The sequence below is a fragment of the Sphingopyxis selenitireducens genome, assembly GCF_051550705.1.
Lineage (GTDB): Bacteria > Pseudomonadota > Alphaproteobacteria > Sphingomonadales > Sphingomonadaceae > Sphingopyxis.
On sequence record NZ_JBPULG010000001.1, the window covers coordinates 540,179 to 561,104 of the forward strand.

Sequence of the window (20,926 nt, forward strand, 5' to 3'; positions counted from 1 at the left end):
TAAACATCTCATTAACTGTTCTTCTTGGGCAGTGGCGACAGGAGAATTATTATGGGTTGGTTTTGGAAATGGGTTGGCGGCGGCGGCTCCGGTAACGGTGGCGGCCAGGCGTAAGCCAGACCGAATTTGTGAACAGGGCCTCGGCATTGCCGGGGCCCTTTTCTTTTGTCCGTCGTTCGTGTGGCACCGCTCGTGTCGCCAAGGCCATTTTCACGGCGTTGCGTCCTTGACAATCCGGCTCCTTCAAACCGGCCGATCCGCCGGCCTCGCGAGCCGCAAAATTTTCACTCCCTGCCCCCATCCGCACCGATCCGCCGCGAAGCCGCGGAAAGGCTGAACTTTCACGTCCCGCCCCGGCCCCGGACGCGACAGACCGAATCAAAATATCGACGAACCGAGTCTCTTAAATGTCATTTACCGTCTTGCATCGCAGCGCCGACGTGGCACTATAGATGGTGGGTCAACCAAGGGGGCACCCCAAGAAATAGTATCAGGCTGCAAGTGGCGGATTTCCGTCGTCCATCGCATATGGACACGGGAAAACCCTTTGTGCGCCCAAAAATATGTCCCACGCGGGACGGTTTAGATGCTAAGACCGGGGCTTCGTCCCGAGTCGAACAAGACAGGAACATTTGCGCCGTATGGCGCAGGTCATACGGGGACGAATTCGATGGATTTTCGGGAAACGGAACGGGTGGAGACGAGCGACGTGGCGACGATGGAACTGGCAAAGAATGACGCTCCGGCGAGCGCCGAATCGGCCGCCGATTCGCCGGTCTCGGCGAAGCTGAACGACAGCGGCGCGGCCAAGGTCCACGCACGCCGGTTCAACGTCGTCACCGACAAGAGCCGCGACGCGCTGCTCACCGATTTCGGCAAGGAAACGCTGGAGGACCGCTACCTGCTCCCCGGCGAATCCTATCAGGACCTCTTCGCGCGCGTCGCCGACGCCTATGCCGACGATGCCGAACACGCCCAGCGCCTCTATGACTATATCTCGAAGCTGTGGTTCATGCCCGCGACCCCCGTGCTTTCGAACGGCGGCACCGGCCGCGGCCTGCCCATTAGCTGCTACCTCAACTCGGTCCCCGACAGCCTTGAGGGCATTGTCGAAACGTGGAACGAGAATGTCTGGCTCGCCTCGCGCGGCGGCGGCATCGGCACCTATTGGGGCAGCGTGCGCGGCATTGGCGAGCCGGTCGGCCTCAACGGCAAGACCAGCGGCATCATCCCCTTCGTCCGCGTGATGGACAGCCTGACCCTCGCGATTTCGCAGGGCTCGCTCCGCCGCGGCTCGGCCGCCTGCTACCTCGACATCAGCCACCCGGAGATTGAGGAGTTCCTCGAAATCCGCAAACCCTCGGGCGACTTCAACCGCAAGGCGCTGAACCTGCACCACGGCGTGCTGATCACCGACGAGTTCATGGAGGCGGTCCGCGACGGCACGGAATTCAACCTGCGCAGCCCGAAGGACCAGAGCGTCCGCGGCAGCGTCGATGCGCGCAGCCTGTTCCAGAAGCTCGTCGAAACGCGCCTCGCGACCGGCGAGCCCTATATCATCTTCATCGATCAGGTGAACCGCATGATGCCCAAGCATCACCGCGACCTGGGCCTCAAGGTCACCACCTCGAACCTCTGCTCGGAAATCACCCTTCCGACCGGCCGCGATCATCTGGGTCAGGATCGCACCGCGGTCTGCTGCCTCTCCTCGCTCAACCTCGAAACCTGGGACGAGTGGAACGGCGACAAGCAGTTCATCGAGGATGTCATGCGCATGCTCGATAACGTCCTTCAGGATTATATCGACCGCGCCCCGCCCGAAATGGCGCGCGCCAAATATAGCGCCAGCCGTGAACGCTCGGTCGGGCTTGGCGTCATGGGCTTCCACAGCTTCCTTCAGGCGCGCGGCCTGCCGTTCGAGGGCGCGATGGCGAAATCGTCGAACCTGCGCATCTTTAAACATATCCGTGCGCAGGTCGATCAGGCATCGATGCTGCTCGCCAAGGAGCGCGGCCCCTGCCCCGACGCCGCCGATCAGGGCGTGATGGAGCGTTTCAGCTGCAAGATGGCGATCGCGCCGACCGCGTCGATTTCGATCATCTGCGGCGGCACCAGCGCGTGCATCGAGCCGATCCCCGCGAACATCTATACCCACAAGACACTCTCGGGCAGCTTCTCGATCCGCAACCCGCACCTCGAAGCCTTGCTCGTCGACAAGGCGAAGAACAGCGACAATATCTGGAACTCGATTCTGGAAAAGGGCGGCAGCGTCCAGCACCTCGACTTCCTGACGCAGGACGAAAAGGACTGCTACAAGACGAGCTTCGAGATCGACCAGCGCTGGCTGCTCGAACTCTCGGCCGACCGCACGCCCTATATCGATCAGGCGCAGTCGCTGAACCTGTTCATCCCCGCCGACGTCGAGAAATGGGACCTGCTCATGCTCCACTACCGCGCGTGGGAACTCGGCATCAAATCGCTTTATTATCTCCGCTCGAAATCGGTGCAGCGCGCCGGCTTTGCAGGCGGGGTCGAGGCCGATAACACCCCCGAGGCGGCGGTGTATCAGCTGGAAAGCACCGATTACGACGAGTGCCTGGCTTGCCAGTAAGCAATCCCTCTCCCCACGGGAGAGGGAGGGAGGCGCAAAGCGCCGGAAGGGTGAGGGTGACGCATATGCGGACCTATCGAAATCATCCCTCCGGCACCGTCACCCGCGCGCGGACCCTGCGCAAGGACGCCACCGAAGCCGAAAAGCGGATGTGGCGCGCCCTGCGCGAAACCTTCCCCGCCGCAAAGTGGCGACGGCAGGTTCCGATCGGTCCCTATTTCGCCGACTTCTTCAACTTTTCGGCGAAGCTGGTGATCGAGGTCGACGGCGGCCAGCATGGCGAAGCGGTGTCTTACGACGCCCGCCGCACAGATTTTCTCCGGAAGCAGGGCCTCACCGTCCTCCGCTTCTGGAACAATGACGTCCTCGCCAACACGAACGGCGTCATGGAAACAATCTCCCTCTCCCTCCGGGAGAGGGAAGGAGCGACGCAGTCGCGGAAGGGTGAGGGCGACCAAATGCCGGCACCCTCGTCCGCGACACCCTCACCTTCCCAAGGCTGACGCCTTGGGCCCCTTCCTCTCCCGGTGGGAGAGGAGTAAAGATAGCAGTCCGGAGATCGTCAGATGCCCCTTCTAGAAGCCCGAAAAACCTACAAGCCCTTCGAATATCCGTGGGCGTTCGATTTCTGGAAGCGCCAGCAGCAGATCCACTGGGTTCCCGAAGAAGTGCCGCTGGGCGAGGATTGCCGCGACTGGGCGCAGAAGATCAGCGACCATGAACGCAATCTGCTCACCCAGATTTTCCGCTTTTTCACGCAGGCCGATATCGAGGTGCAGGATTGCTACCACGACAAATATGGCCGCGTGTTCAAGCCGACCGAAATCAAGATGATGCTGACCGCGTTCAGCAACATGGAAACCGTGCACATCGCGGCCTATTCGCACCTGCTCGACACGATCGGCATGCCCGAAAGCGAATATGGCATGTTCCTCGAATATGACGAGATGCGCGCCAAGCATGATTATATGCAGCAGTTCGGCGTCGACAGCGACGAGGATATCGCGCGCACCCTCGCGATGTTCGGCGGCTTTACTGAGGGGCTTCAGCTCTTCGCCAGCTTTGCGATGCTGATGAACTTCCCGCGCTTCAACAAGATGAAGGGCATGGGCCAGATCGTCAGCTGGTCGATCCGCGACGAAAGCCTCCACTGCGAAGGCATCATCAAGCTGTTCCACAGCTTTACCAAGGAACGCGACTGCCTGACCAAGGCGGTGAAGGAAGACATTATCGACACGTGCCAGAAGACGGTGCGGCTCGAGGATGCGTTCATCGACCTCGCGTTCGAACAGGGCCCCGTCCCCGGCATGACGCCGAAGGAAATCAAGCGCTACATCCGCTACATCGCCGACTGGCGTCTGGGGCAGCTCGGCTTCCAGCCGATCTACATGATCGACGAACACCCGCTCCCTTGGCTCGCCCCGCTGCTCAACGGCGTCGAGCACGCCAACTTCTTCGAAACGCGCGCGACCGAATACAGCAAGGGCGCGACGCGCGGCGAGTGGAACAATGTCTGGTCGAGCTTCGACAATCGCAAAAAGGCGAAAGCGAACGACGACGGCGGCGCCGCCCCCGAAACCGAGAGCGATGGCGAAGACATGTTCGCCAAGGCCGGCATCGCCGCCGAATAAAACGCTATAAACCCCTCCCCTTGTGGGAGGGGCCGTGAGACTTGGGAACTTGTTCCCTAGTCGCAACGGGGCGGGTCAAGAGCGCAAGTTCGCCCTCCACCCCACAAGAAAAAGCAGAAGAACAAAAATGACCGAAGAGAAAAAACCCAAACTCCTGATCCTCAGCCAGCCGCAGCGCGCCAGCCTCGAAGGCCTGTCAAACCGCCGCCCGCAACTCCCCAATGACCCGATCCGCGACGAACTCGTCACGCTGGGTCTGGTCGTCAAGCAGGGCGCCAAATGGGCGCTGACCCCGACGGGCAAGAAGGTGCTGGCGGCGAACTCGAACCGGCGGAATGCGGGCGGGTTTTCGGTTTGAAAACTTCGCGCGGCAAAATGACCGCCGCTAGAGCAAAATCGCTCACTATGGAGCACGACAATGACCCCAGAAGCGTTCGATCAAATTCGAAAGTGGAAACTTGAAGCAAATGAGGAAAATTCTTCTCGTTATTTCTACCGATTGCCGGAGCTAGCTGACCTTGAAGCAGGAGAGCTTTGCTTTGTAATCGGACGAAAGGGGTCAGGAAAAACGGCAATTGCGGCGCATATCAGCGAGCGCGCAAGTTTCGATAGATTTTTTGCTAATTTATCGTTCAAAAATTTTCCTTTTAATCTTCTTTATGAGCTATCTGACACAAGGTTTCCTGTATCAAGTCAATACACTACTCTTTGGAAATACGCAATTTACGTCTCTATAGCGAGCTTGATGGCTCAAAATGAAGCGATTTCTGAAAAGACAAAAAATCAGCTATCATCGAGTTTCAGCCAATCTTTTTCTGAAGCAATCGGAAACGCAAAGAGGCACTCTGGCTCTTCAAGCGTAAACGTCAACTTGGCTGGAATTCTCACCCTCGATTTTGGAAAAGATCCCGCTGAACGATCATTAAACTTGAGCGTTTCCGAGAGAGTTGAAATACTAGAAAGACTTATTTCTGAAAATATTGATGAATCTGAATACTTTATCACATTTGACGAACTAGACGATGACTACGAATCAATTCTTGGCCGAGAAGACAGAGGTTCTTATTTTGAACTTATGGCCGGCCTATTCAAAGCAGTTATGGATGTTCGAAAATCTTTTAAAGGAGGCGCAAAGCTGAGGCCGATCGTTTTTCTTCGAGATGATATATATTCACTAATTACGAACAACGACCGGAATAAATGGGATGACCTAAGACTCAATTTGAATTGGGACATCGACAATCTAAAAAAACTCATCGCCTTTAGAGTATTTAGGGCTTCAGATCAAAACTCAACTTCATCAAATTTCAATATTATGGCCAGTCAAATATTTAAGACACAGTCTATCAGGTACGGAACAAATAGGCGCCGGCTTAGGCCAATTGTAAATCATATGCTTGATCGAACACTACTTCGTCCAAGGGATATTATTTCCTATTTCAGAGAGTGCGCAAAGATAGCTTTCTCTAGAAACATGCCTGCAATACCTCCTAGCGTGATCAAGGAAGCGGAAGAGCAATATTCAAGACGTTTTCGGCAAGAATTAGTTGATGAAATGCAATCAATAATTCCTGACATATCAAATGTTTTTGATGCAATTTCAGTTATTAGAAAACAACTTTTTTCTTTAAGTGAGATTAAAAGAGCCATAGATCGCAGCGGCTCCAACCTTGGCGGCCTCACCACAGAAAAAGTAGTAGAGCTTCTTTTCCATTTTAGCGTTATAGGAAACGTACCATCACAACATAGTGATAGAATATTTAAATATAAAAACGAACATGCCAAAATGAGCGAAAGAGAGAGATTTGTTATTCACCCAGGATTGATGAAAGCACTAGAAATTACTTAGCATAGATAAGTTATTAAAAATTGGGGCTACAGTAAAGTCGCAGTAAATACTAAGTCCCCCAATTGGCCTGCGCCGCTTGGATACCGGATCAAGTTCAGCATGACTATCCGAAGAGAAGCCTCCAATCCGTCCCAATCTTCGTCACCCCGGACTTAATCCGGCATCCATTCCTGCAGCTGTTGATAGGCCCCAGATTAAGTCCGGCGTAACGAAGGAGAGGGGTGGAGCAAGACCCGGGCCTTGCCTTCTCACCACCCTGCTGTATTAAACAAATAACACAGCAGGAAACCCGCCATGCCCCTCACCCTTTTCCTCGCCGCCGCGCTGGGTGCATCGACGCCCGCCCCCATGCCCACCGGCGAAGCCCTCACCGCGCAGATCACCACGAACGACGCCCGCCTGTTCTGGGCCGTGTTCGAAGGCTGCGACGCAAAGGCTCTCCCCGACCTGCTCGCCCCCGAATTCCGCATGATCCACGATAAGGGCGGGCTTGCCGCGGCCAGCCGCGATGCGATGATCGCCGATGTGGCGAAGGGGTGCGCCAGCCGTCAGCCGGGCGGCGCGCAGGTGGGGTACAGGAACCGCCGCCTGCTCGTCCCCGGGTCGCACCGCGTCCGCGCGATGGGCGACTGGGGCGCGCTGGAGGAGGGCGCGCATGTCTTCTTTGAATGGAACGCCCGCGACGCGCGCTGGGATATGGTCGGCGGCGCGCATTATATGCATCTGTGGCAATGGATGCCCGCCGAAGCGCGCTTTCGCCTGTCGCAAAGCTATAGCTATGATCATGACGGCGCCGCCGCCTATCCGCCGGTGTCCGTTCCCTGACCCGGCGCTTCGCGTCAGCCGCGCGGGATCAGTTCATCACCGACCCTGCCGGAAACCCGCGCACGCCCGCGACCGCGAACAGCACCGCTTCGCGCACGACCTCGGGCCGGTCCTCGAGCAGATAGAGCTTCACCAGTTCGCGCGTCACTTCGCTGTCGTCGTCGACGACCAGCCGCAGCGAGGACAGGCCCAGTTCGCTCCTGGCGATGACGACATCGCGGATCAGCGGCAGCGGCCACCCCTCGATACTGCCCGCGTAGAGCCGCGCGCCGTCGTGAAAGATACGCGCCCGGCGCCGCCGCCACAGCCGGTGGAAATGGACCAGCCCGGCCGCCGCCGCGACGATCAGCGCGGTGACGATCAGATTGCCGAACAGGATACTGCGCACGACCTGACCCGCGCCATCGCCCCACGCCGCCGCCGCCTGCCGCACCAGCAGCCCGGCCAGCAGCAACGCGCACAGCGCCTGCCACACCAGCAGCGGCTTCGCCTTGAGCCGCCCCAATATCACCATTCGTCGATCCCGCCGCATCATCGCGGCAACATAGGAAGCCCCGCGCCGCCGCGCCACCCCATATGGGTGGAGCGCGGGCGCAAACCCATCGGGGTTAAGCGCCCCGCCGCTGCGGCGAAACGCTGCCCGGCGTGGGCGATCCATGCTATGATCGCATCGAAAGGAGAAAGCCCATGCAGGCCGTAACCGAAGGCGACCGCCGCAAGGAGGTTCGCGTGCTGCTCGAACAGATTCAAGCACACCCCGAGCGCGACTGGACCGAGGCGCGCCAGCGCATCAATATTCTCAACAAGCTGATCGCCGTGCCCAAGCCGCACTGATTGCAGGCAAAAAGGCGCCCGGGGTTCGTCCCATCGGCGCGGCGGCTGGCCGCGTTTGATGCAACATTCGCCCGCGCCCACGGGTTTCTCCCGCACGCGCCCGTCCCCCCGGGCGCATGACCCGCAAGGAGAAGAGCCATGCGCCACCCCCTCGTCCTGCTGGCGGCCGGAACCGCCCTTATCGCCGCCCCCGCGCTCGCCCAACTGGGCGCCGACGGCGTCGCCAACGTCAATCTGGTCGGTCAGGTCCGCGCCAATCCCGCGGACACGGTGAGCGGCCTTGCCGAACCCGTCGGCGAAACCGTCGAGCGCGTCGATCGCACCGCGACAAAGGCGCTCGATCCCGCGACGCTGGCCCTCGCCACCCGCGAACAGGTTCGCGCCGGGGCCGAAATCCATGACAGCGGCGGCAACAGCGTCGGCACGGTGCAGAGCGTCGACGGCGGCACCGCGATCGTCGTGCGCGACGGAACGCTTTATGACGTGCCCTTGTCGGAAATTTATCACAATGCGGCCGACCCCGCGCACGCGCTGGTGACGAGGTTGCCCGGCGCCAGCATCAAGGCGCGCGCATCGGCGGGCGCGGCGATGGATTCGCGCTAAACCTGGGCCAGATCCCCAAAAAGAAAATGGCCCGCCCTGAGGGGCCGGGGCGGGCCAGTTTCAGTGCCGGCGCGCCCGATTGCGCCGCCGGCTCTCTGTTATTCCGGGATTGCTATTCGGCCTCTTCGAACAGGCCGGCCGCATTGGCGGCGGTTGCCGACAGGTGCACCGTGTCGCCATCGACCGATGCCACCAGCCCGGCGGGCAGATAATGATGCTTCGCGCCTTCGCCGTCGCCCGCCTGCGGGCTGTCGGCCTTGGTCAGCTTGATACGCTCGCCGTCGAGATGGTCGACGGTGCCGACATGGACGCCATCGGCGCCGACGACGTTCATATGTTCCTTGATCGCGCTATGGTCATGCTCGGCCATCGTCATTCTCCTTGAGGCTGCCCGGTGATTGCCCGCAGGAATCGCCACGGGCGTCATGGCGATCATACGCTTGGGAGGCGCCATTCGATCCACGTCGTTCGACGATCCGCCCGAAAGCCGCGCCCGCTTCCCATTCGCGGCGCAAAGGCCTAGCCTGACGCCATGCGTACCCCCCTCGCCCCCCTCGCCCTCACCGCGCTTGCGCTCCTCGCCGCGCCGCTGCCCGCCGCCGCCTGTTCGGTGGCCGCCGGTTATCGCATCCCGACCAATATGGAGCTGGTCGAGAGCGCCGACCTGATCCTGCTCGCCACCGTGTCAGAGGGCGAGGCCGCTTCCGACGACGCGGCAGAACCCCGGATCGATATCCAGCCCCTCGCCGCGCTGAAGGGCGAGATGCCGGCCGAGCCGCTCACCTTGACGGGGATGATCGCGACCGGCGCCGACCCGCTGCTCAGCAATCCCTATGAGCTGAGGGAAGCGCACCCGCAAAGCTTTGCCGGCGGATGCTTCCGATATGAATTCCCGCGCGGCTCGCGCGTCCTTTTCTTCCTCAGCCAGCGGGACGGTCACTGGGGCGCCGCGGGCGGCCCGTTCAGCCGCTGGGCCGAAGATACGCTGTCCGACGAAGCCCCCTGGTTGCAGGTCGTGCGCCTCTATGCCGAAGCGGCAGGACTGCCCGCCGCCGACCGCGCCGCCTATCTGACCGCGCGCCGCGCCGAATATGGCGCCGAGGGCAATAATCCGGTGGCGCAGCTGATCGCCGCCGATATCGACCGCCAGCTCGCCGGCCCGAACCCGCCGCTGCGCGGCGAACTGCCCGCGATGGAGGATGCCGGGGAGCCGGCCGAGGCGGCGGCCGATGCCGCGGATGCAGCCGAAGCGGCGGCCGATGCCGCAGCAGACGCCGCCGCCCCCGCTGCCGGTGCGGATCGCTGACGCACCGATGCGGCTGCCGACCTATGTCTACAGCCTGATCTATCCCGGCTTTCTCGGCAGCTTCCTCTATGGATCGCTCACCGCGCCCTTCCCCGACGCGCTGCACGTCTGGGCCGCGCTGTTGATGCTGCTCTATTTCGGCGCCCAATATGGCGAGGGCGCGATCGCCGCCTTTCCCGGCCCCGACGGCAAGCCGCGCTATGGCGCGCCCGAGGCGATGGTCGATATGGCGGAAACGCTGGCGATGGCCGCGATCATGGCGGCGATCGGCGTTTTCGGCGGCGCGCCGACCGGTCTGGTCGGACGCCTGTTCGACGCCGGGAACACCGCCGACCACTGGCTCTGGATGGCGCTCGCTTTCGCGCTGCCGCCGATTGCCCGCGTCGCGCTGTCGATCGTCGGCCGCGCCGCCGACCGGCGCAGCCACGATCTGAAGGCGCACAAGCGGCTGACCCTGTTGTCGCTATCGGCGGCGGCGGGGGCGCTGATCGGCCTGATCCAGCCGGTCGCGGGGCTTTCGGTCATCACCCTCGCGCTGGGCCTTTACCTCTTCGCCTATATCTTCAAACCGTCGCTCGGGCGCGGTACGGTGCACGAGGCCTTATGGGGAACGCCGGGCGACGATTAACACCAGCCGCGCCGGCGCCCCTCCCACGGCCGCGCCAGCCCTTCGTCGATCAACACCGACCCGACGCTCGCGCCGCCGCGCGTCACGATGCGCAGCTTGCGGCCATAGCGGTCGGTGTCGCGCCCGGTCTCTTCCAGACTGAATGCGCCCTCGTTCAACCATGCGCGCAGCCGCCCGGTTGCGGCATCGCCAAGCGCGGCTTCATCGGCGCAGCGCGCGGGGTGGGTTTCGGGCGTATCGATATCGGCGATCCGGTATTTCTCGCCCGCAAACCAGAATGTGTCGCCATCGACGACGCAATTGCGCCCGCCGCCGCTGTGGCAAAGGCCGAAGCGCGCCGAGAGCGCATCCGCTGCCGCCGGTGTATCCCCGGGCATGAGCGGCATTTCGAACGCCGCCTGGGTCCGGTCCGGCGCGCCACCCGGCAGGCGCTGGAATCCCGCCAGCGCTGCGACGAATACGACAGCCATCATCGGGGCCAGCCACCAGTTCGATCGGGCGCTCCGCCGCGAAGGCATCGGCTTGCGGCGGCGCGTGGCGCCGCGGCGCGGCCTGTGAAAATCGGGTCCTGACATGCCGCCGACCCTAGCGGCGGATGCTTAGCAAAATGCTGACGAGGCGGCTCCATTATGGCGGGCATAGCGGCGCAATCGCGCCCATCGCGGCGCCGTTTCCGATCCTTTGAAAAGGATGCGCGCCGCTCCGTTCATCACGGGCCATTTGACCTGACGCACCGGCTGCGCCATGCGGGAGACCGGAATTATTTATATAAGAGAACAGCTTATATGCGCAAAAATCCCAAGCTGCTGATCCTCATCGGCGCCTTGCTGCTCGCCGCCGGCTTTGTCCTCGATCTGGGCGCGGGCGGAGAGGCGCAGGCCACGCCGCAGCAGGAACAGGCATGCCGCACCGAAATGACGGGTCGCGGTGCCGAGGCGGCGGCGCTGGCCGAAAAATGCAGCGAGGCCAATTTCGCCATCGCAACCATCGCCAGCAGCGCCGGTTCGGGCATGAGCGCGCAGGACGCCGCCGCCATGATTTCGCAGAATAATCAGGCCGAAGTCGGCGGCAGCACGCTGTCGAAATTCCTGATGGGTCTGGGCATCGGGCTTTTCATCGCGGGCGTCATCGGCCTGGTGGTACGCAAGAACAAGGGCTGACACGGCCGGACGGCCGGATAGCAGCCGCTCCGGTCAGGGGGCGCCGCGCGGTTCGTCGTCCTCGACGCCGCCCGGCCCCAGTTCATTCTCGTCATCATCGTCGCTGCGTTCGCCGCGATAGGCATCCATGTCGATCCGCCCCGACCGTTCCATCTGGCGCATATGGTCGACCAGATCCTGCGCGTCGTCGCTGTCGCCGCGCGCCGGGGTCTTGCGGCTGTCTTCCTGAAGGCGCGCACCGCGCGCGTCTTCGGCGACGCTCTGCGCCTGTGCGTCTTCATCCTCCTGCTCGCGGTTGATCGCTTCGGGGGCTTCGCTGTCGGGAAGGCGCGAGGTTTCGGTCATGACCGGCTCCATGGCTATTCATGACGGGGCCCGGGCACGATGCCCGGACGGGCCATGACGGGGTCCGGGCACGACGCCCGGACGGGGACATGCCAATGGAACGCGCGCGGCGACGGCGTGGTTCCTCAGGCGGCGTTCGCCAGCACCTTATTCTCGATCACGCGGATAAAGGCTTCGGGGTCCTGTGCGCCGGGCACCAGCATCCGCCCGCCCAATATAAAGGCAGGCACGCCGGTGATATTCTGGTCGATCCAATAGGCTTCCTCGGTCCGCACCATCTCGCCAAATTCGCCCGAGGCCAGAATGGCCGCCGCACGGTCGCGGTCGAGCCCGACCGACGCCGCGACCTCGGCCAATACCCCATGGTCGCTGACATCGCGATTGTCGGTGAAATGGGCGCGAAACAGCGCGAGCTTCAGCGCGGTCTGCACCCCCGTCGCGGCTTGCTGCTCGGGTTCCTCCAGCGCGCCCGCCCAGCTCAGCAGGCGGTGGGCGTCGAAACTGTTGCGCATACGGAAACCGGGGCCGCGGTTGAAGACGAAGCCCAGATCGGCTGCGGCACCCGCCATCCGCCCGCTATTGGCGCGGCTCTGCTCGGCGCTGATGCCATATTTGCGCATGACATGTTCGGCGGCATCCTCTCCCTCGGGCGGCATGTCGGGATTGAGTTCGAACGGGTGCCACTGGACGCGAAAGTCCAGCCGCCCGGCGAAATGCGCCATGACCCGTTCGAATTTCAACCAGCCGATGATGCACCAGGGGCACATGACGTCGGACACGATATCGATGGAAAGGCGCGGCAGGCGCGGTTCGTTCATGGCATTTCTCCCGCAGGAACGCCCGCGTCATACCGCGCCGCGCTCATGCGGTCGAGCGGCGATCCTCGCGCGCGCGCCGGTCGCCCTTGCGGCGCTCGGGCCCCTTATAATCCGGATGGTCCATGACGCGCCGATCCTCCGACCGCCGCTCTGCAAATATTCGTCTTTCTACGTCGGACTGCATATGCTTCCCCCTCCACCACAAAAGGAAACTGAAAAGCGACCCGGCGCCGTTACACCAGAAAAACGTTAAAAAAGACCGATATGCGCGGATATCCGCCGTTTTTGACGCGCCAACATATTGTTTACAGGGCCTTGTCGGCCTCGACGCCCACCGCATCGCCCCCGGCCGACCGCGACAAAATCCACCAGCTGCCGATCATCAGCCCGACCGAAAGCGCCTCGACGATCATCGCCTGAATGACCGCGAAATTCACCACATCGCCCATCATCGCGCCCAGCAGGCGGCCGAGCAATGCGGTGCCGTAAAGCGCGGCGGGGACCAGCAGTGCGCGCGACCAGCCGGGCACCAGCGCCCCGATCGCGGCGGCGCCCGCCGACACGAGGAAAAAGGCCGACAGGTCGGCGCGGATCGTGTTCGTCGCGACGCCCTCGACGATGATGCCAAAACTTTCGGTGTAGCTTGCGGGGTCGAACACCCCGCGCAGGCCGATGATGGCGAAAAGGGCCGCCCACAGAAGGACGGCGCCGCGCATTACCCAGTTGATCATGCTTCTTCTCCCTTGTTGCTGCAAAGGCTGCGGCATCGAAGGGAAAAGTTCAATCAATTCCGCGCGCGGCGGTTCAGGCGGCCACGTTCAAGCGGCCACAGGGAATGTTTCGTCGATCCAGCCGCCGCCGAGGACGCGGCTGTTGTCCGCGGCATCGTAAAGCACCGCCGCCTGCCCCGGTGCGACCCCGAATTCGGGGGCGGCGAAGATCAGCCGGTCGCCCTCGACGCGCGCCGGCACCGGCCGCGCCATGCTGCGCACCTTTGCCATCACCTCGCGCCCGTCGACCGCGTCCAGCCAGTTCACCTCGCCCAGCCGCGCGCCCGACACGGCCAGCGCGCTGCGCGGGCCGACGACGACCTGCTTCGCGGCGGCGTCGAGCCGGATCACGTACAAAGGCTCGGCCTGTCCGCCGATCTCGATCCCCCGCCGCTGGCCGACGGTATAATGAATAAGCCCCTTGTGCGCGCCCAGCACGGTGCCGTCGACATGGACGATCTCGCCCTGATCGTCGGCCTCGGGGCGCAGCTTGCGCACCAGCGTCGCATAGTCGCCATCGGGGACGAAGCAGATGTCCTGACTGTCGGGCTTGCCCGCGACGCCAAGCCCCAGGTCGCGCGCGATTTCGCGCACCACGCTCTTTTCGAGCCCGCCGAGCGGAAACCGCAGGAAGTCGAGCTGGTCCTGCGTCGTCGCGAACAGGAAATAGCTCTGGTCGCGCGCCGGATCGACCGCGCGGTGCAGTTCGGCGCCCTTGGGTCCGATCATCCGGCGGACATAATGGCCGGTCGCAAGGCAATCGGCGCCCAGTTCCTTCGCCAGCGCGAACAGGTCGGTGAACTTCACCCCCATATTGCAGCGCACGCAGGGGATCGGCGTCCGCCCGCTCAGATATTCGTCGGCGAACTGGTCGATCACCGTGTCGCGAAAGCGGCTTTCATGATCATAGACATGATGCGCGAAGCCCAGCCGGTCGGCGACCGCGCGCGCGTCGCGGATATCCTGTCCGGCGCAGCAGGCGCCGACACGCTTCGCCTTCGCGCCATGGTCGTACAGCTGCAACGTCACGCCGATCACCTCGGCGCCCGATCGCGCCGCCAGCGCGGCGACGACGCTCGAGTCGACTCCGCCCGACATGGCGACGACGATTCGCCGGTCTTTCAGCGGCATCGCCAGCTGAAAGTCGGCCTCTGCGAGGCCCGCGGGGGAGGAAATCGTCTCGATCATGATCGGCGCCATCTAGGGATGCGGCGTCCAAAAATCCAGCTTTTCCGCGCGATGTGTCAAAATATTGACGCGGGTTAAGCTTGGCTAACAAGCCATGAAATGGGCATTTACTGGACCTTAGGTGGTTCGGCGTAGACCAGCCTCATGAACCTCAACCCGTCCGATCATCCGCGCCTTGCCGGTGCCGTCAGCTTGTCGAGGCCCAGCTTCGACATCGTGTCGGCGGTGGCTGGTGCGCGGCAGGCGATGTTGCCGACGGTGCGCATGCTGCGCGCCCACGCGACTCGTGAAGCGTATCGGGCCCATGTGAATGCACGCCTTGAAATATTGGGTGGACGCGGTCCGGGCGAGGAACAAATTGTGGCCCAGCCCGTTCGCTTTTTCGACCTGTCCGATGATGCGAACGCCTTGCCCGAAATTATGAACAGCCTGTTTACCAGAGGGTTTCAGCCGATGTTGAGTCCCTCGCATATAGAACGAAACGCGTCGGTCCCCCCGACATCCCCCGACGTTGAAAACATGGAATGAGCATGATCGAGAACCAGAAAATCCGGCCCGCTCAGGTTATCGGCCCGCTAGGCGAACCGCTGACCTTGGACTCCCTGCCCCCGCCCACCACCACCCGCTGGGTGGTCCGCCGCAAGGCGGAGGTCGTGGCTGCGGTCAACGGCGGCCTCCTGACCGTCGACGAAGTGTGCGAACGCTACAGCCTGACGCTCGAGGAGTTCGCCGGCTGGCAGCGGTCGATCGATCGCAGCGGCATGCCGGGGCTGCGCGTCACGCGCATCCAGCATTATCGTGATCTGTACGAGCGCCAGCAGCGCTTCTGATCGCGGCATGCATCACGATATGAAGAGGGCGCTTCCGGCGCCCTCTTTTTTTGCGCTTTCGCAGCGCAATCCCGGAAATCCATGAGAAATAATTCATTATTTTCAATGCTTTGACTTTTCCCTGCAACCCTCGCCCGCACCGCCGCGTTAAGCCCCCGAGTCAACATTGGGAGTCACTCATATGCGCAAGATGTTCATCACCCTCGCCGCCACCTCCGCCCTCGCTCTCGGCGCTTGCCAGAGCCCGCAGGCCGACAAGGTCGAGGATCAGGCCGAAGCTCAGGCCGAAGCCATTGATGCACAGGCCGACGCGATGCCCGAAGGCCCGGCCAAGGAAGCCATGGAAAACAAGGCTGACGTCGTCGAAGAAAAGGGCGAAGAAAAGGCCAACGCCATGGACGATAACGGCGAAATCGCTCCGTCGGAATCGGGCATCGGCGACACGCAAAAGACCGACGCCGCCAAGAAATAAGTCAAATAAAACAAGGGCTGCCTACCCTAAAGGGCAGGGTGAAGGGCGCCGGAGAGTATCCGGCGCCCTTTGTCTTGCCAAAATATTTTCGCAAAAAGGCGCGACCTGTGATCCTGGTCACTCTTAAGTTACTTTTTCGCGCTAAAAGCTTCGTGTGGACCGGAAACGGCTCTACGGACTTTCCCTTCCGCCGCTCCCAGCGACCCAAAGCGGCGGAAGGGACTTAGCCCGCCCCAGCCGCGGGCGCGCCCATCTCCCCCGCCCCTAACCGCCCTCCCCCAACTCTCCTTCAAGCGTCCGCAGCACATCCTGCACCCCGCGCGCGTCGCTATCGGCGCGCAGCACCGCGATCGCCCCCGCCACGTCGAGCAGATATTCGGCGACCCCCGCCCCTTCGGTCTTCCATTGCGCGCCCAGCGATTTGACGAGCTTCGCCGCGGCGCGATTTTCGGACAGGATATGGACGTCCAGAACCGTCAGCCCCTCGGCCAGGCACTGGACGAGCAGCGCCGCGGTCATCATCCGCGCCAGCCCCTTGCCCTGAAAGGCGTCGAGCACCGCGACCGAATATTCGCCCGCGCGCCCGCCGTGGCGATAGCGCACCGCATGCACCGCGCCGATCGCCGGCTGCCCCGGGCATTCGGTGCAGATCGCCCCCCACGCGATATGGTCGTGCCCGTCGACGTCGAGCAATCGCTCGATCACATCGTCGGGCAAGCTCGGCGCGGGCGAGAAAAAGCGCAAATATCGCGATTCCGCCGACAGTTTCGCGACCCCCTCGCGCAGCAGATCCTCATCTTCGGGGGTGATCGTGCGCAGGCACACGACGGTGCCGTCGTTCAGCGCGCTGCACACGATGATATCGTCGATCCTCCGTCCGGGGATATCGTCGATCGGCCGTCCGGGCGCATCCGCCATCCGCTTGCCTCCCATGGAAGCGCACAGGCTAGCCGCCCCGGACGCGCCTGACAATTCACCCGATGCGCAATTTCCGCTTTCCTACATTGTTCCAATATGGTTCGTTGCACCTATTTTCCAAACCATGATGGGAACCGCGATGAAACAGACGATCCTTCCGCCGCTGTCCGATCCCGACGATGACGGCCCCGACCCCATGATCGACCCCGACGATCTGCCGCCCGGACTCGCCTTCACCGCCGTCGAACAACGCACCAAGCGCTGGAGCGGCATCACCGCGCAGAAACAGCGCCTCTTCATCGCGCATCTCGCCGCGACCGGCGCGGTGACGATGGCGGCCAAGGCGGCGGGTCACTCGGCCTCGGCCTTTTACCAGCTCCGCCGCCGCGAGGGCGCGTACAGCTTCGGCGCCGCATGGGACCGCGCGGTCGAGATGGGCGCGCGCCGCGTCGCCGACCTGCTCATGGAATATGCCATTTATGGCGTCCCCGAAACCTGGTCGAAGGAAGGCCGCGTCACGATGGAGCGCCGCCGCCCGCACATCCGCGCGATGCAGCATATTGCGCGCAACAATTTTCCCGAAAGCTTCGGCGACGCCATCAATATCGACGGCATGCCCGCCACCGCCCTTCCCCACGGCATCCGCCGCCTGAAGGCGCGCTGGCAGGCCGAATGGGAAAAGGAACGCCGCGACCGCGCCGCCGCCGACCGCCTCGAATATGACAAGCTGCAACAGCGTCAGGAAACCGGCCTCGACGACCGGCTCCGCTCCATCCGCACCGCCTTTCAACGCAAGATCGCGCATGATCCGGTCAAGCGCGCCGCATGGGACCTGCTCACCGGCCCCGGCACCGACTGGCAAGCGGTGATCCGGGCCGACGCCTATATTAACCCGCAAAAGCACGAATGGCACATGCACCACCCCGACATGATCGTCCCGATCGGCGCCGGCGCGGCCGATTCCGATTGGCAGGAGGAAACCGGCGGCGACGACGAGCTGCCCAACGTCGAATGGCGCCCGCCCGCCGACGATCCCGACGGCAGCAAGGGCCAAAGCGACGAAATCTGGTTCAACCGCTACGCCGACCATATCGTCGAGGACGGCGACGCGATCGGCGATGCGATCGGTGACGGGAGAGACGACGGGAATGGCGGCGAAAAAGACAAAGCGCGCAAGGACGGCAAATTCACGCGCAGCGAGATGCGCACCGCCGCCGCCACGCTGCGCGCCCGGGCCGAGGCATGGCAACAATCGCGCCAGCCGGTGATCCAGCACCCCCCGGACTTTCTGGCCAACCCACATCATCAGGGCGGCCCCACCACCCCCGAACGCGACGCCGCCCGCCGCCGCATCGACCGCGAGATCGAGGCGCTGGAGCGCGAATGGAACGCGGCCTACAGCGAAGAAAGCTGGGCGGCATGGAAAGCGGGCGATGGCAAAGCCGCAACGCCGGATGCCGGGACAGCGGACGGCACATAAGCCTCCCCCACCCCCCAAAGAAAAGCCATCCCGCGAAGCCCCCGACGATGTTCCCCGGCGCAAGCCGGGGCCCATCCGTCAACGCACCACGCTCTGGCCCCCGGCCTTCGCCGGGGAACGGCCACATCGCGCAAACCCACTGGCGGCTGGGTCGAGGGCGCCCATCTCGAACCGCGCCCGGTCCAGACTTGCCTGTCCGTCGGCCGCCTCGTCTACGATGATGACAGCGTAAAAACCCTCTCTGCGTCAGCGATGATCGTCGCCGACGATGAACGGCTGATGCTCAGCGGCTTGATCCAGATTCCAGAGCGGTGTGTGGTGCAGATTACGCGGATGGAGAAGAAGGAGCAGCGGTAGTTACTCAGCAACGGAATGAATGTTTGTGGGCTGAGATGCGGAAAGCCGCCGATTGAACCAAATACCTATGGGGCGCAAACCTTTGCGCGAGTGGATCGAATCACTCACCGCTCGCAGTCGTTCGCGGCACCTCAAATGTCGATAAAATCGATTTTACCGCCAAATTTACGGTCGATTTGGTAGAATATTTACCAAAATTGGATATAAATTTGTACTCAAGCTGATTCGGGAGTTCAAAAATGTTGTTGAGATTCAGCGCTAAGAATTATCTCTCTGTGGCCGATACCGAGGAAATTTCGCTAGTTGCTTCAAGCCTCAAGGGCCCCGAGTGCAGCTTAGTGCCCATTCCCGGGACGAACCTCTCCACTTTACCGAGCGCGATAATCTATGGTGCCAATGCGTCAGGAAAAACAAATTTCTTGAAAGCCTTCAGCTTCCTGAAACGCGCCATCCTGCAGTCGCATACACGGGGCAACCCGGAAGGGGGCGTTCCACGCGTTGCCTTCAAACTTAACCCTACTCACGCGTCAAAAACGACAATGCTCGAAGCTGAATTCGTACTCGAGGGCGTACGGCTACAATACGGCTTCGAGTGCAACGACGATGCGTTTACTGCCGAGTGGCTGTACGCTTACCCGGAAGGAAAGCGGAGGCGATTGTTCGAGCGCACCGGAAACGAGGTCGAGTTCGGGTCTCATTTCAAGGGTCCGAAGAAGATACTCGTCGATCTCATGCGGCCTAACAGCTTATTTATTTCGACTGCAACGCAGAACGATCATGAAGAACTAAGCAAGATTGTCGGCTTTTTCCGGCGGACCCGTTTCAGCATGAATGTCGCAGTGGCAAAGGAGTTAATTAACAACACATTTAAGGAGGACCAAGTTGACCCGAGAACTATCGAGTTTCTAAAATCTATCGGTACAGGGATCACAGGATTTAGACAAACAGATATTGAAATTCCCGAATCCGTTAGGATGTTAACGAAGGAATTTATCGCAGTTGCTCGTAAACATATGGGAGAAACTTCCTCTATAGATGAAGAGCAACCCGATCGCTTGCGCGATGTTGCGATAGAGTTCGCGCATTCCAGCGCCTCTGGAGAACCCTGCTATTTTGGACTTGAGCGCGAGAGTTCGGGAACTCGGCGATTAGTTCTTATGATGAATACGGTTTTCAAAGCGCTCGACGAGGGAACCCTTGTCGTAATAGACGAGCTCGACGCGAGTCTTCACACCTTCGCCGCAGCGCAGATTTTGGAGCTTTTTGAAAGCCCCAAGATTAACCGGAAGGGCGCTCAGCTCATCGCCACGACGCACGACACAAACTTACTTAGCCTATCCAGATTGCGACGCGACCAAATCTGGTTCTGTGAAAAGGATGACGCTGGCGCATCCCATCTTTTTCCCTTATCCGATATCAAATCGCGGCCGACTGACAATTTCGAGCAAGGCTATCTGGAAGGCCGTTACGGTGCGGTTCCCCATTCGGGCGATCTCGTTACACTTTTTGAGGCCCGATAATGCGGCAACGAAAATCTCTCAGACGCGCAGCACCCAAACGCGCACCGAAAGCGAAGTTTATTATTTACAGCGAGGGCAAGAATACTGAGCCCGATTATTTTAAAGCTGTGCGTCGTGATCTCCTAGGAGCGCTCGTAGACCTTGAGGTAATCGATGCGGCAGGTGTTCCGATAACGATCGCCGAAAAAGCTTGCGAGCGCGCAACAGCAATGAAGCGGGCGCGCGGACGAAGGTCATCATTTGAGGAAGCTGATCAGATTTGGGCAGTATTTGATCGCGATGAGCACCCAAAAGTTCCCGAAGCGATTGAAAGATGCCGTGCCTCGTCCGTAGAAGTGGCGTTTTCTGATCCATGCTTCGAACTTTGGCTCTTACTACATTTCGACAACTTCGATCGTCCAGATGATCGTCATCAGGTCCAAGCTGCACTGGCGAAAGTATGCAAGGATTACGATCCTAAGGGTAAGAAATCAGCAGATTTTGGCCAGTTTTTGTCGAAGGTCGAAGACGCAGAAAATCGGGCTCAACAACAGCTCGCACGTCGAGAGGATGAGGGCATTCCACCGCGACGTCCCTTCACTACTGTTTTCAACCTGACTCAGGAGATGCGAAAGGCTCACCTTGCCTACAAGGGCTCAGACGCCGTCTGACACCCGCCAGTTGTAGCAAGGCCTTTGCATCGGGTTTTCAGAAGGTATTCACTGAGCGCGGAGATGGCGCTCAGTGCAAAATCTGCCACTAAGCGTCGTCCGCAGCACGGCAATAAGCGCAGCGGCAGGCG

26 protein-coding genes are annotated in these 20,926 nt (G+C 61.5%); 17 read left to right on the forward strand and 9 right to left on the reverse strand.

Annotated elements, in window-relative coordinates:
* Nucleotides 1-670: 670 nt before the first annotated feature.
* The 6 genes from ACSYDV_RS02420 to ACSYDV_RS02445 all read left to right on the forward strand — a co-directional run bounded on the left by ACSYDV_RS02420 (nt 671) and on the right by ACSYDV_RS02445 (nt 6,916).
* On the forward strand, nt 671-2,611 hold the full coding sequence (locus ACSYDV_RS02420) for a ribonucleoside-diphosphate reductase subunit alpha (protein ID WP_438322144.1): 1,941 nt from the start codon (nt 671-673) through the stop codon (nt 2,609-2,611).
* Between the two features lie 65 nt (nt 2,612-2,676).
* Nucleotides 2,677-3,114, forward strand: coding sequence for an endonuclease domain-containing protein (locus ACSYDV_RS02425; RefSeq protein ID WP_438322145.1), 438 nt, complete (start codon nt 2,677-2,679; stop codon nt 3,112-3,114).
* A gap of 63 nt (nt 3,115-3,177) precedes the next feature.
* Nucleotides 3,178-4,242 (forward strand): ribonucleotide-diphosphate reductase subunit beta, encoded by a 1,065-nt coding sequence (locus ACSYDV_RS02430; RefSeq protein WP_438322146.1) that lies wholly within the window; start codon nt 3,178-3,180, stop codon nt 4,240-4,242.
* Between the two features lie 127 nt (nt 4,243-4,369).
* Nucleotides 4,370-4,600, forward strand: a complete 231-nt coding sequence (locus ACSYDV_RS02435) for a hypothetical protein (protein WP_438322147.1) — start codon at nt 4,370-4,372, stop codon at nt 4,598-4,600.
* A 60-nt stretch (nt 4,601-4,660) separates the two neighbouring features.
* Nucleotides 4,661-6,091 (forward strand): P-loop ATPase, Sll1717 family, encoded by a 1,431-nt coding sequence (locus ACSYDV_RS02440; protein WP_438322148.1) that lies wholly within the window; start codon nt 4,661-4,663, stop codon nt 6,089-6,091.
* A gap of 294 nt (nt 6,092-6,385) precedes the next feature.
* A complete protein-coding gene (locus ACSYDV_RS02445; protein WP_438322149.1) occupies nt 6,386-6,916 on the forward strand; it encodes a DUF4440 domain-containing protein in 531 nt (176 codons plus the stop codon).
* Between the two features lie 28 nt (nt 6,917-6,944).
* On the opposite strand, the gene ACSYDV_RS02450 is transcribed toward ACSYDV_RS02445, so the two are convergent.
* A complete protein-coding gene (locus tag ACSYDV_RS02450; protein WP_438322150.1) occupies nt 6,945-7,574 on the reverse strand; it encodes a hypothetical protein in 630 nt (209 codons plus the stop codon).
* A 29-nt stretch (nt 7,575-7,603) separates the two neighbouring features.
* On the opposite strand from ACSYDV_RS02450, the gene ACSYDV_RS02455 reads away from it, so the two are divergent.
* Nucleotides 7,604-7,750: a hypothetical protein gene (locus ACSYDV_RS02455; RefSeq protein WP_438322151.1), complete on the forward strand. Its 147-nt coding sequence runs from the start codon at nt 7,604-7,606 to the stop codon at nt 7,748-7,750.
* A 138-nt stretch (nt 7,751-7,888) separates the two neighbouring features.
* Nucleotides 7,889-8,353, forward strand: a complete 465-nt coding sequence (locus tag ACSYDV_RS02460; protein ID WP_438322152.1) for a hypothetical protein — start codon at nt 7,889-7,891, stop codon at nt 8,351-8,353.
* A gap of 112 nt (nt 8,354-8,465) precedes the next feature.
* Here the strand turns inward: ACSYDV_RS02460 and ACSYDV_RS02465 are convergent, their stop codons facing one another.
* Complete coding sequence (locus ACSYDV_RS02465; protein ID WP_438322153.1) at nt 8,466-8,723, reverse strand: DUF2171 domain-containing protein; 258 nt, start codon at nt 8,721-8,723, stop codon at nt 8,466-8,468.
* 162 nt (nt 8,724-8,885) lie between these two features.
* Between ACSYDV_RS02465 and ACSYDV_RS02470 the strand changes: the two genes are divergently transcribed.
* Both ACSYDV_RS02470 and ACSYDV_RS02475 read left to right on the forward strand, forming a co-directional pair.
* Nucleotides 8,886-9,659, forward strand: a complete 774-nt coding sequence (locus tag ACSYDV_RS02470) for a hypothetical protein (RefSeq protein ID WP_438322154.1) — start codon at nt 8,886-8,888, stop codon at nt 9,657-9,659.
* On the forward strand, nt 9,613-10,287 hold the full coding sequence (locus ACSYDV_RS02475) for a hypothetical protein (protein ID WP_438322155.1): 675 nt from the start codon (nt 9,613-9,615) through the stop codon (nt 10,285-10,287). The genes ACSYDV_RS02470 and ACSYDV_RS02475 overlap by 47 nt, the downstream gene beginning before the upstream one ends.
* On the opposite strand, the gene ACSYDV_RS02480 is transcribed toward ACSYDV_RS02475, so the two are convergent.
* Entirely contained in the window at nt 10,284-10,757 is a 474-nt protein-coding gene (locus ACSYDV_RS02480) for a thermonuclease family protein (RefSeq protein WP_438322156.1), read from the reverse strand. The genes ACSYDV_RS02475 and ACSYDV_RS02480 overlap by 4 nt on opposite strands.
* Nucleotides 10,758-11,072: 315 nt before the next feature.
* Here ACSYDV_RS02480 and ACSYDV_RS02485 point away from each other — a divergent pair, with 315 nt between their 5' ends.
* Nucleotides 11,073-11,447 carry a hypothetical protein gene (locus ACSYDV_RS02485; RefSeq protein ID WP_438322157.1) on the forward strand — a complete coding sequence of 125 codons (375 nt, stop codon included), beginning with the start codon at nt 11,073-11,075 and terminating at the stop codon, nt 11,445-11,447.
* 33 nt (nt 11,448-11,480) lie between these two features.
* Here ACSYDV_RS02485 and ACSYDV_RS02490 read toward each other — a convergent pair whose 3' ends face one another.
* The 5 genes from ACSYDV_RS02490 to mnmA form a co-directional block, all read right to left on the reverse strand.
* Entirely contained in the window at nt 11,481-11,792 is a 312-nt protein-coding gene (locus ACSYDV_RS02490; RefSeq protein ID WP_438322158.1) for a hypothetical protein, read from the reverse strand.
* 125 nt (nt 11,793-11,917) lie between these two features.
* Complete coding sequence (locus tag ACSYDV_RS02495; protein WP_438322159.1) at nt 11,918-12,610, reverse strand: DsbA family oxidoreductase; 693 nt, start codon at nt 12,608-12,610, stop codon at nt 11,918-11,920.
* Between the two features lie 43 nt (nt 12,611-12,653).
* Nucleotides 12,654-12,794, reverse strand: a complete 141-nt coding sequence (locus ACSYDV_RS02500) for a hypothetical protein (RefSeq protein ID WP_438322160.1) — start codon at nt 12,792-12,794, stop codon at nt 12,654-12,656.
* A gap of 121 nt (nt 12,795-12,915) precedes the next feature.
* The gene (locus ACSYDV_RS02505; RefSeq protein WP_438322161.1) at nt 12,916-13,341 is read right to left on the reverse strand and encodes a hypothetical protein; all 426 of its coding nucleotides are present in this window, start codon (nt 13,339-13,341) and stop codon (nt 12,916-12,918) included.
* 87 nt (nt 13,342-13,428) lie between these two features.
* Complete coding sequence (gene mnmA / locus ACSYDV_RS02510; protein ID WP_438322162.1) at nt 13,429-14,568, reverse strand: tRNA 2-thiouridine(34) synthase MnmA; 1,140 nt, start codon at nt 14,566-14,568, stop codon at nt 13,429-13,431.
* A 144-nt stretch (nt 14,569-14,712) separates the two neighbouring features.
* Between mnmA and ACSYDV_RS02515 the strand changes: the two genes are divergently transcribed.
* From ACSYDV_RS02515 to ACSYDV_RS02525, 3 genes are all read left to right on the forward strand, one after another.
* Nucleotides 14,713-15,096, forward strand: a complete 384-nt coding sequence (locus tag ACSYDV_RS02515; protein ID WP_438322163.1) for a hypothetical protein — start codon at nt 14,713-14,715, stop codon at nt 15,094-15,096.
* 2 nt (nt 15,097-15,098) lie between these two features.
* Nucleotides 15,099-15,398, forward strand: coding sequence for a CtrA inhibitor SciP (sciP, locus tag ACSYDV_RS02520; protein WP_088473560.1), 300 nt, complete (start codon nt 15,099-15,101; stop codon nt 15,396-15,398).
* A gap of 181 nt (nt 15,399-15,579) precedes the next feature.
* A complete protein-coding gene (locus ACSYDV_RS02525) occupies nt 15,580-15,870 on the forward strand; it encodes a hypothetical protein (protein WP_438322164.1) in 291 nt (96 codons plus the stop codon).
* Nucleotides 15,871-16,134: 264 nt separating this feature from the next.
* Here the strand turns inward: ACSYDV_RS02525 and ACSYDV_RS02530 are convergent, their stop codons facing one another.
* Nucleotides 16,135-16,788, reverse strand: coding sequence for a GNAT family N-acetyltransferase (locus tag ACSYDV_RS02530; protein ID WP_438322165.1), 654 nt, complete (start codon nt 16,786-16,788; stop codon nt 16,135-16,137).
* A gap of 139 nt (nt 16,789-16,927) precedes the next feature.
* Here ACSYDV_RS02530 and ACSYDV_RS02535 point away from each other — a divergent pair, with 139 nt between their 5' ends.
* From ACSYDV_RS02535 to ACSYDV_RS02545, 3 genes are all read left to right on the forward strand, one after another.
* Nucleotides 16,928-18,268, forward strand: a complete 1,341-nt coding sequence (locus ACSYDV_RS02535) for a hypothetical protein (RefSeq protein ID WP_438322166.1) — start codon at nt 16,928-16,930, stop codon at nt 18,266-18,268.
* Between the two features lie 596 nt (nt 18,269-18,864).
* Nucleotides 18,865-20,145 carry an AAA family ATPase gene (locus ACSYDV_RS02540; protein WP_438322167.1) on the forward strand — a complete coding sequence of 427 codons (1,281 nt, stop codon included), beginning with the start codon at nt 18,865-18,867 and terminating at the stop codon, nt 20,143-20,145.
* A complete protein-coding gene (locus tag ACSYDV_RS02545) occupies nt 20,145-20,795 on the forward strand; it encodes an RloB family protein (protein WP_438322168.1) in 651 nt (216 codons plus the stop codon). Before ACSYDV_RS02540 ends, ACSYDV_RS02545 begins: the two co-directional genes overlap by 1 nt.
* Nucleotides 20,796-20,926: the final 131 nt, after the last annotated feature.